Annotated in this window: 13 protein-coding genes and 1 pseudogene; 4 read left to right on the top strand and 10 right to left on the bottom strand. The window is 30.2% G+C overall.

Annotated features, from left to right (window positions below):
• Window positions 1–136: 136 nt before the first annotated feature.
• The 6 genes from FMM56_RS06035 to FMM56_RS06010 form a co-directional block, all read right to left on the bottom strand.
• The gene (locus FMM56_RS06035; RefSeq protein WP_150141722.1) at window positions 137–940 is read right to left on the bottom strand and encodes an ABC transporter substrate-binding protein; all 804 of its coding nucleotides are present in this window, start codon (window positions 938–940) and stop codon (window positions 137–139) included.
• Complete coding sequence (locus FMM56_RS06030) at window positions 937–1,713, bottom strand: ABC transporter ATP-binding protein (RefSeq protein ID WP_150141723.1); 777 nt, start codon at window positions 1,711–1,713, stop codon at window positions 937–939. The genes FMM56_RS06035 and FMM56_RS06030 overlap by 4 nt, the downstream gene beginning before the upstream one ends.
• Complete coding sequence (locus tag FMM56_RS06025; protein WP_150141724.1) at window positions 1,713–2,690, bottom strand: FecCD family ABC transporter permease; 978 nt, start codon at window positions 2,688–2,690, stop codon at window positions 1,713–1,715. Before FMM56_RS06025 ends, FMM56_RS06030 begins: the two co-directional genes overlap by 1 nt.
• On the bottom strand, window positions 2,680–4,812 hold the full coding sequence (locus FMM56_RS06020; RefSeq protein WP_150208061.1) for a TonB-dependent receptor: 2,133 nt from the start codon (window positions 4,810–4,812) through the stop codon (window positions 2,680–2,682). Before FMM56_RS06020 ends, FMM56_RS06025 begins: the two co-directional genes overlap by 11 nt.
• 226 nt (window positions 4,813–5,038) lie before the next feature.
• Window positions 5,039–6,838, bottom strand: a complete 1,800-nt coding sequence (gene uvrC, locus FMM56_RS06015) for an excinuclease ABC subunit UvrC (protein ID WP_150208059.1) — start codon at window positions 6,836–6,838, stop codon at window positions 5,039–5,041.
• Window positions 6,831–7,301, bottom strand: a complete 471-nt coding sequence (locus FMM56_RS06010; protein ID WP_150206471.1) for a hypothetical protein — start codon at window positions 7,299–7,301, stop codon at window positions 6,831–6,833. Before FMM56_RS06010 ends, uvrC begins: the two co-directional genes overlap by 8 nt.
• Here FMM56_RS06010 and FMM56_RS09415 point away from each other — a divergent pair.
• The 4 genes from FMM56_RS09415 (at window position 7,245) to FMM56_RS05990 (ending at window position 10,340) form a co-directional block, all read left to right on the top strand.
• Entirely contained in the window at window positions 7,245–7,436 is a 192-nt protein-coding gene (locus FMM56_RS09415; RefSeq protein WP_223810283.1) for a lipoprotein, read from the top strand. The two genes, FMM56_RS06010 and FMM56_RS09415, sit on opposite strands and share 57 nt — an antisense overlap.
• Before the next feature lie 73 nt (window positions 7,437–7,509).
• Window positions 7,510–9,045, top strand: coding sequence for a glutamine-hydrolyzing GMP synthase (guaA, locus tag FMM56_RS06000; protein ID WP_150208057.1), 1,536 nt, complete (start codon window positions 7,510–7,512; stop codon window positions 9,043–9,045).
• Window positions 9,046–9,102: 57 nt separating this feature from the next.
• Window positions 9,103–9,819 (top strand): thioredoxin fold domain-containing protein, encoded by a 717-nt coding sequence (locus FMM56_RS05995; protein ID WP_150141729.1) that lies wholly within the window; start codon window positions 9,103–9,105, stop codon window positions 9,817–9,819.
• A gap of 2 nt (window positions 9,820–9,821) precedes the next feature.
• Window positions 9,822–10,340 (top strand): hypothetical protein, encoded by a 519-nt coding sequence (locus FMM56_RS05990; RefSeq protein WP_150141730.1) that lies wholly within the window; start codon window positions 9,822–9,824, stop codon window positions 10,338–10,340.
• Window positions 10,341–10,372: 32 nt separating this feature from the next.
• Here FMM56_RS05990 and FMM56_RS09220 read toward each other — a convergent pair whose 3' ends face one another.
• The 4 genes and pseudogenes from FMM56_RS09220 to flgL all read right to left on the bottom strand — a co-directional run bounded on the left by FMM56_RS09220 (window position 10,373) and on the right by flgL (window position 16,574).
• The gene (locus FMM56_RS09220) at window positions 10,373–10,645 is read right to left on the bottom strand and encodes a zeta toxin family protein (protein ID WP_150141731.1); all 273 of its coding nucleotides are present in this window, start codon (window positions 10,643–10,645) and stop codon (window positions 10,373–10,375) included.
• 19 nt (window positions 10,646–10,664) lie between these two features.
• Window positions 10,665–11,082 (bottom strand): annotated as a pseudogene (locus FMM56_RS09215) (zeta toxin family protein).
• A 276-nt stretch (window positions 11,083–11,358) separates the two neighbouring features.
• Window positions 11,359–14,217, bottom strand: coding sequence for a DNA translocase FtsK (locus tag FMM56_RS05970; protein WP_150208051.1), 2,859 nt, complete (start codon window positions 14,215–14,217; stop codon window positions 11,359–11,361).
• A gap of 110 nt (window positions 14,218–14,327) precedes the next feature.
• Window positions 14,328–16,574, bottom strand: coding sequence for a flagellar hook-associated protein FlgL (gene flgL / locus FMM56_RS05965; protein WP_150208049.1), 2,247 nt, complete (start codon window positions 16,572–16,574; stop codon window positions 14,328–14,330).
• Window positions 16,575–16,704 lie beyond the last annotated feature (130 nt).

The following is a 16,704-nucleotide window of genomic DNA, read 5'->3' as shown; positions in this document are numbered from 1 at the left end:
TTATACTTTGTTAGAAAATTTAAGCCAAAAAATTAACGGCTTAAATTTAAAGTAGAAAGAAGTCATAAAAGGCATTATTAAAGATTTTAATTTTTAAAAAATTAATTAAATTTTAATAATGCAAATTTGTAACACCTTATAAATTTTCAAGTCTATTTTTAAATTCCTTAATCCTATCTATTATCTTAGGGCTTAAACGAAGTAAAATTCTAGTATCTTCATTATAAAAAATTTGTTTATTTTTTACTGCATTTACATTTTTTAATAAGGAATTTTTTTCTATTAACTCATTTATATTATCACTTGCAATGCCTAAAATAAGCATATCAGGATTGGTTTTTAAGATAAGTTCGTTTGAAATAATAGGTCTTTTTATATCACTTTTTGGGGTTAAATTTTTTATCCCTAAAAGCCTTAAAATATCAGCCATTAAAGAATTATCAGAAAAGGCCATTAAAGGATTGCTTGAAAAAAGATAGATTGCACTTTTATTTATAGGATTTTTAGAAAGTTCTTCTAAATTATTTTTAAAATTTTGCATTAAAATTTGCCCTTCTTTTTCCTTACCTACTATACTCGCTAAGGTTTTAATATTATCGTTAATATCATCTAAATTATCAGCCTTTAAATACAAACTTTTAATGCCATAGTTTTTAAGACTTTCTTCTAAATTTAAAGAATACGAACTTAAAATCACTAAACTTGGTTTTAAACTTACAATTTTTTCTATTGAAGGGTGTGAAAAAGAACCCACGCTTTGAATTTCTTTTGTCTTATCTTCTGGATAAATTTTTGAGTGCTGTAAATGTGCCATACCTACAATTTTATCGCCACTTTCTAGCATAAAAAGGGTTTCAATACTTGCCGGATCAAGCACAATTAATCTTTGATTTGCAAAAATAGTGCTTAAAAATATACACAATAATAAAATTTTTTTCATTTTTTCTCCTTTGTTAAAATTATATATGGTTTGTCGTTGTGATAGCTTATATCACAATTTAAATCATAAATTTCTTTTAAAATTTCTTTTTTAAAAAGTTCTTTTACCTCTCCACTATAAGCAATCTTGCCATCTTTTAAAAAAATGATTTTATTGCAAAATAAAGAGGCTAAATTTAAATCATGCAAGATAGCTATAACGCTTATATTATTGGTATTAATCATATCTTCACATAAGTTTAAAAGCTCTATAGCATAATTTAAATCAAGGGCTGAAGTTGGTTCGTCTAAAAACAAAATTTTAGGCTTTTTAAGAAGTGCACGGCCTAGCATTACCCTTTGAAATTCACCACCACTTAAAGATAATACATTTCTATCTAAAAAGCTTTCAAGCTTTAAAATTTTAGCCATTTGCTTGGCTTCATCTATGTCTTGCTTAGAATAATCTAAAAAACTATGTTTTAAGCTTACAAATTTACCCATTAATAAAACATCAATCACCTTTAAAGCTGTGTGAAGTTGAGAATGTTGTGGCATAAAGCCTGAAATTTTAGCAAATTCTTTTAATTCATAATCCTTTAATTTTTTACCTAAAACGACAATCTCACCTTTTTTATAATCAAGATTTTTTAACATATTTTTTAAAAGTGTGCTTTTACCTGAGCCATTTGGTCCTAAAATTCCTAAAAAATCACCCCTTTCAAGCCTTAAATTTATATCTTTTAAAAATTCCTTATTATGATAAGAAAAACTTAAATTTTTAATCTCAAGCATTATAAAAATCTCCTAGCACTTAGGGCTAAATATAAAAAAATCGGTGCTCCAAATAAAGAGGTTAAAATTCCAATAGGAAGTTGAATAGGTGCTAAAATGGTTCTTGCAATGCTATCACAAATCAATAAAAAAAGCCCTCCTAAAAGCGTACAAAATGGAATTACTAAAGCGTTATTATAATTTTTTAACATTAATCTAACTGCGTGAGGTATAATTAAGCCTACAAAGGCTATAAGCCCACTAAATGCTACTGCAAAAGAAACGGCTAAGGATGATATTATTAATAAATTTATTTTAAGTTTTCTAGCATTTACGCCTAGATTACAGGCTTCTTCATCCCCACATAAAATAATATTTAACTCATTTTTAAAGGCATAAAAATACAATAAACAAAGAATTAGTGGCCCTATCAAAAAGCTTACCCTTAACCAACTTGCACTGCCTAAATTTCCCATTAACCAAGCTACAATTTTAAACGAATCTTCTCCTATATAATAGGTAAAAAAAGAAGTAAACGCCCCTAAAAATGAAGAGGTCGCTATGCCTATGATTAATAAGGTAGCTAAACTTGCCCGACTTGAAATTTTAAATACAAATAAAGAAAATAAGGCTGCACAAACAAAGCCTAAAATCCCATAATAAAAATCTCCTAAATTTAACAAATAAGCCAAAACTGCCCCAAGGGTAGCAGCTGCTGCAATGCCTATTATATAGGGGTCAGCTATGGGATTTGAAAAAACACTTTGTGTAATTGCCCCACTACTTGCTAATAACATGCCTATTAAAATAGCCATTATAATGCGAGGGAGTCTTCCTTGCAAAATGATAGTTCTTAATAACTCATCATCGCCAAATAAGTATTTAAATAAATTAACCGGGCTTAAATTCTCATCACCCAAACAAAGGGCAATAAGAATACAAATAATATAGGCTATAAATATAGCAAATAGTACAAAATAATAAGGTTTAAAAATCATATTTTAACTCTAAATAATAGTTTCTTCCCTGTCCTGGTGTGTAATTGTCACTTACTGCATTTTGATATGTGTAATATTCTTCATCAAATAAATTTCTAATACCTGCCATTACTAATAAATTTTTATAGCGATATTGTGCCCCAATGTCTGTTATAAATCTTTCTTTTATCCAGTTACTATAAGTTATTTTGCCGGTATCAGCATCAGTGTTTCCTCCATCCTTTGCCCTTGAAAGATAGCTTAAATCAATAAAGGCGTTAACAAATTTATTAAAGCTATATTCAGCACTCGCACTCGCCTTAATAGTAGAAACATAAGGAATTCTTAATCCATCATTAATGCCCTTTGAAATTTCAGCATCAATATAGCTTAATCCTTCTTTAAAATACAAGCTATCATTTAATAAGCTTTGAGACATGTGAAGTTCGACCCCATATCTTCTTGTTTCATCTATATTATAATATTTCCAATAAGCCCCGCCTGTATTGTGTGGGTCTCCTATATATGAAATTTCATCCTTACTTTGCGTATAAAAAAGAGTTACATTCCAAGCATGAAAATCCCACCAAAAGTCCTTAACGCCTATCTCAAAGGTATTAAATGTTTCACTATCTAAATCACTACTACAATAAGCAGCCCCTCCACACAAATCAGTACTAGCCCCTGTTGAAGTACCCCTTGTGATAAATTGGGCCGGTGTTGGTGAAACATAACCTCTTTCATATTTTAAATAAATTGAACCTGTATCTGAGTACTTAAAGCTAGGGGTTATTTCGATAGCAAAATTACTTGTGTCTTTATCTTCCATAGAATAAGGGGTAGTAGTATCTACACTAGGTATAATAGGTATAACATAAGTCATTTGATTCCTATAAGACCTATCTGTTTTATAAGTAGCATATTCATATCTAGCCCCACCTGATAGGCTAAATATATCATTAAATTCATGCAAATCAAGCAAAAAGATAGAATGGGTTAATTTATCCATATCCATATTAGTAGTCATATTATGTTCAAATATAGCAATAGCATAATTTTGCCTTGAAAATCTTTTTGCATTATGGCTTAAAAATTCATATCCAAATACTAAATAAGAATTATCTAAATAATCATATTTTGTTTTTAAATTTACACCTGTTAGCATATCTTCAAAGCTACTTCCATCCTGATTAAGTCCATCTAGTGTTCCTGCATATGGGCTATTGTTTTTAAGATATTTTATGGTTTGATTTTGCCAAAACGCCCCTAGATCAAATTGCCACTCATCGCTTAAAATATAGTTAAAGTCTAAGCTAAGTTCAGGTCTATTCGTTTTAGCGATTACATTATCACTTCCAGCCTGAGTTGGATCAGCTTCAATTTGAGCCTTTGTCAAATAACCCGTGCTTGTGTTTTTGCTTTCAAAATAATTATAAGCAATTATCAAGGATGCTACCTCGCTAAAATCTACATAAGATTTAGTATTGACATAAAAGCCCTTTTCATTATATCCATCTTGATAGCCATCCTTGTTAAAACCATTTATATCAAAAGAAAAGCTAAAATTATCATTAAATTTCTTAGCCCCATTTGCATTTAAAAAACCACCTGCTCCACTATCTTCAAAGATATTGCCTCTAACTCCAAGTCCAAAACTATCTTCTTTTTTCTTTTTAGTTATCACATTGATAACCCCACCTCTTGTGCCATTTCCATATAAAACACTACCTCCTCCAGGTATGATTTCAATACGTTCAACATCATCTATATTAATGGAATTTAAAGGCGTAACCCCGTGAGAATTATCAAGTACATTTACACTTCTTCCATCAACCATAAGTTTAACTGCCACATTTGCCTTATCACCTTGTCCACGCATATCAATGCTAGTTCCCAAGCCATTATCAACAAAGCTAACTAAGGCTATTCTTTCTAGGGCTTGTTCTAGTGAAGTATATGAGCGTCTATGTAGTTCATCGCCTTCAATAACCATAACATTTCTTATAGTACTATCTGCTTCTTCTTCAAAACCAGAAGCACTTACTACGACTTTGTCTGACTTTAAATCTTTTACCTCATTTGCAAAAGAATTCATTAGTATTAAGGATACTATGAAAGAAAGTTTTAAAATTTTATTTTGCATTTTACATTCCTTGTATTTTGGGGCTAAATTTAGCCCCATTTAATTTAAATTTTAAGGATTAATTATTGATAATTTTTATCAATAATTATAAGCAGTGAAAGTATAATTTATTTATCTTAAATTTTGTTTAAAATTCTATACTATAGGAATTTAAATTTATTTTAGTAATTATGTTTAGTGTTAAAATATGAGAATAGATATTAAATTTTAAAAGATAAGTTTTATCCTAAAATTTAGAATTTAAGCTACTTATTTTCTGAGCTGTTTTTTTATTTGTAAGCTTACAAAGTTCATCAAAATCTGCCTTATAAATATTTTCAAAACTTCCATAATAGGCTAATAATTTTTGCAAACTACCCTGAGTTATGCCTAAATTTAAAAGCTTAGAACTTGTTAAATCTTGCTTTTTCTTTGTTTTTTGGTGGAAAGATATAGCAAAGCGATGGGCCTCGTCTCGTAATTTTTGTAAAAATTGTAATCTTCTATCATCATCATTTAAGCTAAATTCGCCCTTAATAGAATAAATCTTATCCCTTGCTCTACCCTTTGTCCTATGGGCCTTTGAATCTATTTTTTCCTTTGCAATGGCTAAGATATCAATATTTACGCCTTTATCTTTTATTAAATTTAAAGCTAAATTTAATAAAGCTTTCCCTCCATCTAGTACCCATAAATCAGGTGGGCTAAGCTTGTCAAAATCCTTAATCCTACGCGTTAAAACCTCACGCATTTGTTCATAATCATTTTTATAATTTAAATGAAATTTTCTATAATGACTTTTATTAAAAACCCCATTTTCAAAGCACACCATAGCCCCAACACATGCTACTCCTTGCATATGAGAATTATCAAAAATTTCAATACAGTTTGGTTCATTTTCAAGCCCAAAATATTCTTGCAAACTCTTTTCTATATTTTCTTTCTTTTTATAGATATTAATATTTTGCAAAGAATTTTCAAAGGCCAACTCACAAATTCGCTTTTTTTCACCTTGTTTTGCAGTTTTAATATGAATTTTTTTATTAAATCTCTTACTTAAAATATCAGCTAAAATTTCACTATCTTCAAAGTCTTCATAGGTATAAATTTTATTTGCAATAAAGGGAATATTTGCATTAAAATTTTCTAAGATAAGCTGTTTATAAATTTCATTTTTATCATAAGCCATTTTTAAAGGAGTTATTTTGCTATTTGAACTAATGATTTTACCATTTTGAATAACAAAACGAATAGTAGATAGCAACTCATTTTTAACGCTCATTGCAAAGACCTCAAAGTCTTCAAAATTTGCTAAATCAAGTTCTATTTTTACCTCTAAATCCTTAATCGTTTTTATCTGGTCCCTTAGTCTAGCAGCTTCTTCATAATTTTCATTACTAGCTAAAAATAGCATTTTTTCTTCTAATTTTTTAACTAAAATGCTAGGATTAAGCAAGGCTTTCATAGCATCTTCTAAAAGTTTTTTATACTCATCTTTTGTTGTTAAATGTATGCAATACCCCTTGCAGCGATTGATTTGATAAAATATACAAGGGCTTTTGCAGTTATTTTTTTGCTTTAAAGGAAAATACAAATAAAGAGCGTTTAAAAGTTCTTTTGCCCCCTTAAAAAATGGACCAAAATATCTAATCTTACTTTTTTTAATAAGCATTCTAGTTATATTAAAGCGAGGAAAATCCTCATTTAAATCAATGTAAATATAAGGGTAAGTTTTATCATCTCTTAACAAAATATTATATTTTGGGCGAAGTTGTTTTATAAATGAATTTTCTAAAATCAAGGCATCGGCTTCTGAGTGAGTGCTTATAAACTCAATACTACTTGCTTCTTCAATCATTTTTTGAATGCGTAAGGAATTTTTTTCATTTGGCTTAAAAATAGGCACAAAAGAAAAATAAGAACGAACCCTTTTTTTTAAATCCTTTGCCTTGCCAACATACAAAAGTCTGCCACTGCTTGAAAAATATTGATACACACCAGGCGTACTTGGTAAGGAATTTAAGCTTTTTAATAAATTTTCATTCATTGATATTTTTCTTAATGATTTGTCTTAATTCTTCCATTTTTTGATAAAAGATAGGGTTTTTAAAATTGTTTTCAAATTTAGCTAAAGAAAGTTCTATGTAAGGGGCTTTTGGTAGAGGTTTATAAGCTATTTTAGTTTTATCATTAAATTTTATTGAAAGAATTTTAATATCCTTTATATATTTAAATGGACTATCTTTATACATATTAGCATATTTTTTTATACGAAATTTAATCTCATTTTTGGTACTATCGTGGTTAAATTCTTGTCTAGCGACATTTGATTTTGTCAAAATGTGCAAGATATTATTTTTAATGAAGATTCTTGAAATAAGCATTTGGTGTTCTTTGCTAAAATAAATTTTAAGAAAATCTTGACAAAAAAATAAATTTCTTAGGAATGGATTATGAGGCAAATTTACAAAAGAACCTATAACGTTACTTATACTTTGAATCTTTTTCATTTGATAATAATAGCACTTTTTTGCTTAATTTTACTAAGTGCTTGTGGATATAAAGGCGATCCTATTTATAATGATTATGAACAAAATGGCACTATTAAAGAAAGCAAAAGTTTTCAGCATCTCCAAAGGTGGTAAAAAATTTATGCAATTCTTAAATAATTTTAGCTACAATAAAGCTTTAAATTTCACTTTAATTTAAGGTTAGCTAATGAAAAAAGCAGATATTTTAGTCTTAGATTTTGGCTCACAATATACTCAATTAATAGCAAGAAGATTACGAGAACAAGGCGTTTATACTGAAATTTTACCCTTTAATGCAAGTTTAGAAGATATAAAATTAAAAGAACCTAAAGGCTTGATTTTAAGTGGGGGGCCGGCTAGTGTTTATGCAAATGATGCCTTTTTTTGCGAAAAGGGAATTTTTGATTTAAATTTGCCTATACTTGGAATTTGTTATGGAATGCAACTTATGGCACATCATTTTAAAGCCCTAGTAGCCCCAGCAACTCATAAAGAATATGGCAAAGCAAATATACAAGTAAAGCAAGATAGCGATTTATTTAAAAACTTACCTAAACAGCAAGTAGTTTGGATGAGTCATTCTGATAAGGTTGAAAATTTACCTAGCAATTTTAAGGTTTTAGCTACTAGTGAAAATAGCCCTTATTGCGTGTTTGCTGATGAGAAACGTAAAATTTTTGGTTTGCAATTTCACCCTGAGGTGCAACATAGCGAATTTGGAAAAAGTATATTAAAGAATTTTGCAAAATATGCTTGTAAATGTGAAAGCATTTGGAATATGGGTAGCTTTGCAAAAACTCAAGCTCAAAAAATTCGCGAAGAAGTTGGGAGCAATAAGGTCTTGTGTGCAGTAAGTGGGGGCGTTGATAGTAGCGTAGTAGCAGCACTTTTAGCAAATGCTTTAAAAGAACAAGTCATAGTTGTTTTTGTAGATAATGGACTTTTAAGGCAAAATGAAAGACAAAACGTGGAATTTATGTTTAAAAATACGCTTGGCATTAATCTTATAAGCATTGATGCTAGTGAAATTTTCTTAACTCGCTTAAAGGGCGTAATTGACCCTGAAAAAAAGAGAAAGATTATAGGCAATACCTTTATAGAAGTCTTTGAAGAAGAGGCAAAAAAACATAAAGATGTAAAGTACCTTGCACAAGGTACCCTTTACACAGATATAATCGAAAGTTCAGTAATCGGGGCAAGTAAGACTATAAAATCTCACCATAATGTAGGGGGTTTGCCTGAAAAAATGAATTTAAAATTAATCGAGCCTTTAAAAGAAATTTTTAAAGATGAAGTTAGGGTCTTAGGGCTTGAACTTGGACTTTCAAAAGAAGTTATTTATAGGCACCCCTTTCCTGGTCCAGGCCTTGCTATACGCATAATGGGCGAGGTAAATAAGCCTAGTTTAGAACTTTTAAGAAAGGCAGATGCTATTTTGCTTGAAGAGTTAAGAAGTAGTGGTTGGTATGATAAGGCTTGGCAAGCATTTTGTGTTTTGCTTAATGTTAAAAGCGTTGGCGTTATGGGGGATAATCGCACCTATGATAATACCATTTGCATAAGGGTAGTTGATGCAAGTGATGGAATGACAGCAAATTTTACGCATTTGCCTTTTAATCTTTTAGAAAATACTTCAAACCGCATAATTAACGAAGTAAATGGCATTAATAGAGTAGTTTATGATATTACCTCAAAACCACCGGGTACTATTGAATGGGAATAACTGTGCTAAAATACAAATTTTTAGATATAATTTTACTAAACTTTAAAAGGAAGTAATATGAAAAAGTTAGCTTTATTTTTAGGACTTAGTTCTTTTTTATTTGCAGCAAGTAATGAAGAGATTATAAATTTTTACTCACAAATAATACAAGCCCAAGCCCCGAACGCTAAGGTAAGCATAAGCAAAAGGGAAAAACTTGCTAGTAGCAATATAGAAAGCATTATCTTAGAAATTGACTTAGGCAATGGTGAAAAACAAAATGATATTGCATTTACAATAGGGGATTTTATCAGTGCTGATATGATTAATATAAAAAGTGGAACTTCTTATAGAAGGGATTTTGAATTAAAAAATTTCCAAGAGGCTAAGGATAAATTTACAGCAAATGCAAAAGATGTTGTAAAAAAAGAAAGTATGGTTGTGAAATTAGGCGATAATACTAAGCCAAAAATTTACATTTTTACAGACCCAGAATGCCCATTTTGTAGAGAACAATTAAAAGATATAGAAAATGAATTAGCAAATCATCAAATAAATTTAATATTAACTCCGGTGCACGGCAAAAGTTCTTTTGAAAAATCAGCCCTGATATACAAAGAAAGTGCTAAAGCAAAAACAGATAAAGATAAGATTGCCATTCTTAGAAAATACTATGATGAAAATATAAAAACCTACCCAAAGGTAAGTGACGCAGAGGTTAAAAAAATTTTAGAACTTTTTGAAAAATATAGGGCTTTAGGGCTTCATGCTACTCCAACTACCATTGAGGAGTAACAATGCGTTTTTGTCTGATATTTTTAGTTCTTTTTTTTACAGCTTGTTCTAGTTCTAAATTTGTACAAAGCAATGCTGAGCTTAATAATGAAGGAATTTTCATTAAGGCTAGGGTCAATGAAAGCTTTAAGATTACCCTACAAAATCCAAGCTCAATTGAAACAAATTTTAAAGAAAGCTTAAAAGAAGAATTATTAAGTTTAGGCTTAAAAGAAGATATTAATAACCCTGATTATGAATTATTAATAAATTTGGTAAATTTTAAAAAGCATATTTATGCCCTTAAGGTTTCAAGGTCGGGTACTTTTTTTTATGATTTTACACCTATGGAACCAAGGGGTGAATGGATGGTAGAAAATTATTATAGTATGCAAATGAATATAAAAATTAAAGGCAAACAAGATAGTGGACAAACAAGCATACTTGCTAAAACAGCCTTTATAAGCGATAAAACAAGGTGTCAATTGTCCTTAGAAAATAGCATTGCAAAGCAGATAAAAAGTTTTTTCTTTATGCAATGATTTTATCTTGACCAGCCCCTTGATTGATTTTTTTATCTTAACTTTTTTTGTTCTTCTTTTGAAATAACCTTTTTAACTATATTTGGTTCGTAATTTTGCTTAGAATTTGAATTATAAACTTCTTTATTTGTAAATCTTTTATTTTCATCAAGTTCTCTTAAATAAATTTGCAAGCTATCTGCTAAGCCTGTATCAATCACTATTTTAATATTTTGTGCTAAATTTTGAAAAACATTGTCGTGAAATTCTTTATTAACATTTCTTTTGATAATCTTTGCCCTATCTAAGCAAGATTGCCAACTTATTTTTTATCGCAAGTTTGGATTAAAATATGCCTTTTATATCCATGTTTTTCAGTTCGTTTAATATTTTTATAGGCACATTAGGGTCCCTAAAGGTACTTTCTATTAAAACATTAAAATATTCTTTTAAAGTCTTGTCAGTGATAGTATCTTTAAGCTTAGCCGAAAAATCTTTAAGCATATCATGGGCTTGGTCTGGATACTTTTTCATGATAGTTATATCTTGGGTGAAAAGTTTTACAAACATCAGCATCTATCGACATAATATTTTTATTACTTTCCATTAACCTATCAACCAATGTAGATTTACCAGCCCCAGGTTCTCCACCTATGATATAAGCTTGTGGTTCATCTGATTTTGTTATATTATTATTTATTACTAGCTCTTTCCAAGCCTTTTGTAATTGTTTTTCAAATTCCTTTTCTGTAAATTCTTTCAATTATTTTCTATCCTTTGTGTTTCTTGTCTTTGAAATATTTAATATTCAACATCTTCTATTTGTTTATATGGTCGTTCAATTTCATCAAGTATATTTTTATACTTATCAAAATCTAAATCCCAATAATCAATTTTTCTTATTTCATCAATTAATTTATGAATTTTTTTATATCTACACTATCGTAATATACACTTGCCACTCTCGCAATCCTAGCTATTGCCATTTGCATTAACTCAATCAAACACGCTTTTTCAGTAAAAGTAGCCATTTTTATCCTTATAAAATTTCTCTTTGTCCTTTAGCGTCTGGCTCGCTTAAAACTCCATTTTGACTAAGTTGTTCTATGATATTTGCAGCCCTATTGTAGCCTATTTTAAGCCGTCTTTGTAGGTATGAAATACTAGTTTTTTGGTCCTCAATTATAACCCTCTTAGCATCTTCGTAAAGTTCATCCAATTCATCGTTAAAATTTCCACTCAAATTTACCCCACCAACGCTTTGTTCATCGCGTAAAAAGCTTTCATCATATTCTACAACTTGCTGTGCCTTTAAGAATTCTACTATTTTTTCTATCTCGCTTTCACTAGCAAAAGGGGCATGTAATCTTACTAAATTACTAGTTCCAGGCGGCGTAAACAAGCAATCCCCTCTACCTAGCAAACTTTCAGCACCCATAGTATCTAAAATCACCTTAGAATCAATCTTTTGCCCTACCTTATAAGCTAAACGACTTGGTAAATTCGCCTTTATAAGCCCGGTTACTACATCCACGCTTGGTCTTTGTGTAGCTACTATTAAATGAATTCCGCTAGCCCTAGCCATTTGAGCTAATCTTGCTATGTAAAATTCCACGTCTTTTCCCGCGTTCATCATTAAATCAGCTAATTCATCGATTATTACCACTATAAAAGGCAATTTCTCGCCATCAATTTCTTTCATTTTTTCATTATAATTTTCAATATTTTTTGTCTTTGCCTCTGCCATTAAACGATATCTTCTTTCCATTTCTGCTACCATGTTAGATAAGGCATTTACAGCCTTTTTTGGCTCAGTTATAACGGGGGTAAGCAAGTGAGGAATTTCATTGTAAATACTAAATTCAAGCATCTTAGGGTCTATCATCATTAATCTTAAACTCTTTGGCGAATTCCTATACAAAAGACTTAAAAGCATAGCATTTATACCCACGCTTTTTCCACTGCCCGTCGTCCCTGCTATTAAAAGATGAGGAAGCTTTTTTAAATCAGTAACAAAAGCATTTCCTACAATATCCTTTCCAAGTGCCATAGTTAATGAACTTTTAGCATTTTTATAAATATCACTTTCTAAAATTTCTCTTAAATAAATAGTTTGAATTTCTTCATTTGGAACTTCAATTCCTACTACATCTTTTCCAGGGATTGGAGCTTGTATGCGAATGGACCTAGCCTTTAGGGCCATTGCTAAATCATCTTGTAAATTTAAAATTCTACTTACCTTTACATCAGCACTTGGGCGAAATTCAAAGGTAGTTACAACAGGACCTGTATAAGTACTTATAACATCGCCTCCTATTTTAAAGCGTCGAAGTTTTTCTAATAAATCATAAATTTTTTTATCTATCTCACTCTCATTTATAAAATGGTGAGTTTGAACAGGTTTGCTTAAAAAATCAAGAGAAGGAAGTATGAAATTTTTAGGCTTTTCAATCTCTCCTTGTTCGATTTCTTTAAGTAATTGTTTGTTTAATTCTACTTCTCTTCCTAAAATACTAGCGTGGTGAAGTTCTTTTTCATTTAAGTTATTTTCTAAATTTAAATTTACTTTATTTTCTTGAGAATTTAAATTTTTCAAATTTGGCCGAGAAACTGAATTTTGTGAATTTGACTCAATCTCATCAAGCTTAATAATAGGCGTATTTGAAGTATAAACTCCATCCACTACTTCTTCTACCATAGGCATAAAATCAAGCTTACTTTCATTTAACTCATCAACACTTTTTAACTTTACATTCTCTTCTTTAAAGTCCAAAATTTCAGGCTTATTTTCTTCTATGATACTTTCTTGTTTTGGGGTGTTATTTGAATTTATATTTGAATTTAAATTTATATTTTGATTTGTGGTATTTGAATTTTTATCTACTATGCTATATTTTAAACTTTGTATAATGTCCTTACTTGCTTGTAAATTCCTTATATCATCTTGTTTAAGGCTTTCAAATTGCTTTTCTTTTATGGGTGTATTTTCATTTGCGTTTACACTAATATTTTTTCTTTTATAACTTGGGGCTTCAAGGTCTTCCTTTGAAATGCTTATATTTTCAAAATCCTTAGCCTGTTTAGGTTTTAAAAATCTTTCTGGTATCATTTCTGTTTCTTCTCCTGCAATATAACTAAATTCCTCGTCAATGCTTATACTAGCACGGCTTGCTTTTTTTATAAAATCATCAACTAGGATTGAGTTTTGATGAATTACGCTTTGTGGCGTGTCTGTAACTTCGACTATAATCTCTTCTTCATCCAAATTTTCATTTTCTACCTTAATATCGTTTTGTTTTTCGTTTAAAATTTCCTCATTTTCTTCTTCTTCAATATCTAAATTATCACCTATGTTAGCTAAAAGTTCGTATTTTTCACTATTGCTAATATTGTCTTCGTTTTTAATATTTTGTTTAACATTTATAATTGGGGCTTTTGGTTCGCTATGTTCTATATCGTCATTATCAGCCTCGCCACCAAAAATACGCATTAAAAAATTTTTAATACTTTTTTCAAATTTTTCAAAAATACTAAAATTTAACTCGATATTTAAAGTATATTTAAGAAATTTTGGAAATAGCAAGATTAAGGAAAAAAGCATAAATAAAAGTGCTAAAATTCCACTTCCTATGTGGCCCAAGAAAAAATTAAAGCTATTATATAAAAATTCTAAGATATAACCACTTTCTTTATAAAAAACAGCAAAAATTAAAAAAAAGCCAAGTATCCCAAAGACAAGGCCAAATAATTCTCTTTTTTTAAATTGTTGTAAATCATAGGCCTTTTTATAAAAAAAATAATTTAAAACTAATAAAATAAAGGGATAATAATAAGCACTTTTTCCAAATAAAAATACATTTGCCTCGTTTATAAATAACCCAAAACTTGGCACAAACATACATAAGCAAAGATAAAAAATAAGAAAGCTAGAGCTTATGAAAATGGCTTCTTTTTTGATGATTAAACCCTTGATTTAAATTTAAAAAAAGCCATTATAGCATAAGTTTTTTACATATAATTTAATAAACTAAGCTGCAATAAAGTAGTAGTTGCTTTCATAGAGGCTTGATATGCAGTTTGTGTTTGAATTAAATTTATAATAGTTTCAGCATAATCAGCATCATTTACTTCTGATTTCATAGTTTGAACATTTACCTTCAACACAGCTACCCTATTATTTACGCCTTCAATGGTAGTATAATAAGTACCTGAAACTGTGTTTTTCTTGCTAACATGGTCTATTAAATGGTCAATCCTTTCAAGTGCTCCTTGTAAACCTGTATTTCTTGGGTCAGAACTTTCAGAATCAGCTCTCATATTACCACTTCTAACTGCATCAACCATAGCATATAAATCCTTGATAATATCAACGCTTGGCTCATCAATAGTAATTGCATTGTTCGCACTAAATACGAAATTTGAACCATCAATTGTTGAGGCTGTATTTGTGTAAGGAGGTTGTGGAAATGAAGTTGTAGATGAAGAATCATAAAGTGCAATTTCCATTCTTGTATTTGTAGAAAGTTTATCAGTTACGCTTATGCGGCCTTGATAGTCCATATTTACTTCAATAGTAGCCTTTGAGTCGGTAAGTAATTGTTGATAGGTTTCCCAATCAGCTGCGTCAATTTGATTATTATTTGCAACTATACTTGCAGTTGGTACATTATCAGATGCAAAAAGGGCTATAATATCATTTAATTGCTTGTAGGTAATATCATTTGAAGCAGTTACCACTCCACTAGTACCATCGCTTGAAACATTCATAATAGGAACGCTTATAATATTGTTATTTGCATCCACATAAGAAAAACTAGAATTTTCTAAGTCGATAGTAACTTCGTAATTTATCCCACCTCTTGAAGTCATATTTAAAGTTAACGTAGTCCCAGCTAAACTATCATTTGCCATAACCTCGCTTAATTTTGTTGAATCAGTGGCATACTCGCTACTATCTCTAATTATTTGAGAAACAGTGCCATAAACAGTGTTACCATCCTTTTCAAAATACACATTATCATAATCAGCCCCATCAGTAGCATTGCCATCAGCATCTGTCATATTACTATGTATAAAATTTGTTTGATTTAAAGAAACTTCAAAATCTTGCCCATTAACTTGTATAACAACGGTTTGCTCACCTAAGATTGTATAATCTCCCCCACTTGCAACTAGTGCAGCGTCCATAGCCCTATTTGTAACATCGTCCATAGAAATACCCTCGACCTGGGCTGCTTCAATTAAATTAGTCAAGGTAGTTCTATCAGCAACTTGTGGAGTGTAGGCCACAGCGTGAAATTCAAGAAGGTTATTACCTGATTTATAATCTGTGATTTGAATTTGACCACTATTGTTTATGCTAACTTCTACGACCTTACTTGTAGTAGTGTTTCCATAAAGGGTTCCTATGTAATCAAGCACATCTTGTATGCTATCTTCTGAGTCAATTAAAACAGCTGATTTAAAGCTGGTACCATTTGGCCTAACTCCTTGTACATAAAGGGTCGAGGCTGGATAATCAAGCCTTGTGCTATCATACTCAAAATCTGCATCCACGTCCAAGCTATCATCTTGTACGTATTGTTGACCTATTAATTGATACCAGCTTGATTCTTCGTCCAAATAAACTTCATCTTCTGGATTATTAATTATATCATAGCGATTATCCACAAAGCTAACATTTGTAGTAATTTGCTTACTATAATCACTATCTGATGAATACATTAAATCCCAACCTGTTATATTATAAGTAGTTTGAGTACCAGCCCCTGTAACTACATTTAGGGTATTGTCATCGCCGTTATAATTTCCTTGTAAATCAAAGGGTTGTACGTTTACTTGAGAACCAGAAAAAAGATATTGTCCATTAACGCTAGTGTTTGCAAGTTGCACGAAACTTTCTATAATGAGTTCTAACTCACTAGCTATTGCTTCGCGTGAGGTTTGAGAGTTAGTATCGCTTGCTGCTTGGGTTAGTTTTACCTTGAAATTTTCAAGGAGTTGTACCATATCTTCAAGGGTAGTCATGGTATTTGCAAGCATTTCCATTGATGAAGAAGTAGCCTCTTGAACTTGTGTAATAGTAGCAATCTCATATTCTAAACGCGTACTATCTATGTAAATACTAGCATCTTCATATGAATTTTGTATCTTAGTACCAGAACTAAGTTGATCGCTAATCTTGGTTAAATTTGATTGTGCTCCCATTAAGGTACTAACCGAATTAGTAAAATTTAGCTTGTCTGTAACTCTCATAATCCATCCTTTTAAACATAATCCTTGCTTATTATCAAGCAAAAATCGTTCCTAAAATTTAAGCCCATATCGACAAATTCTAAATTTTCTTTAATTAAAACTTTTTTAAAGTAAAAAAGATATAATTCAA

Source organism: Campylobacter sp. LR264d (genome assembly GCF_008633895.1).
Lineage (GTDB): Bacteria > Campylobacterota > Campylobacteria > Campylobacterales > Campylobacteraceae > Campylobacter_D.
This window is presented reverse-complemented; position numbering and strand designations above follow the sequence as displayed.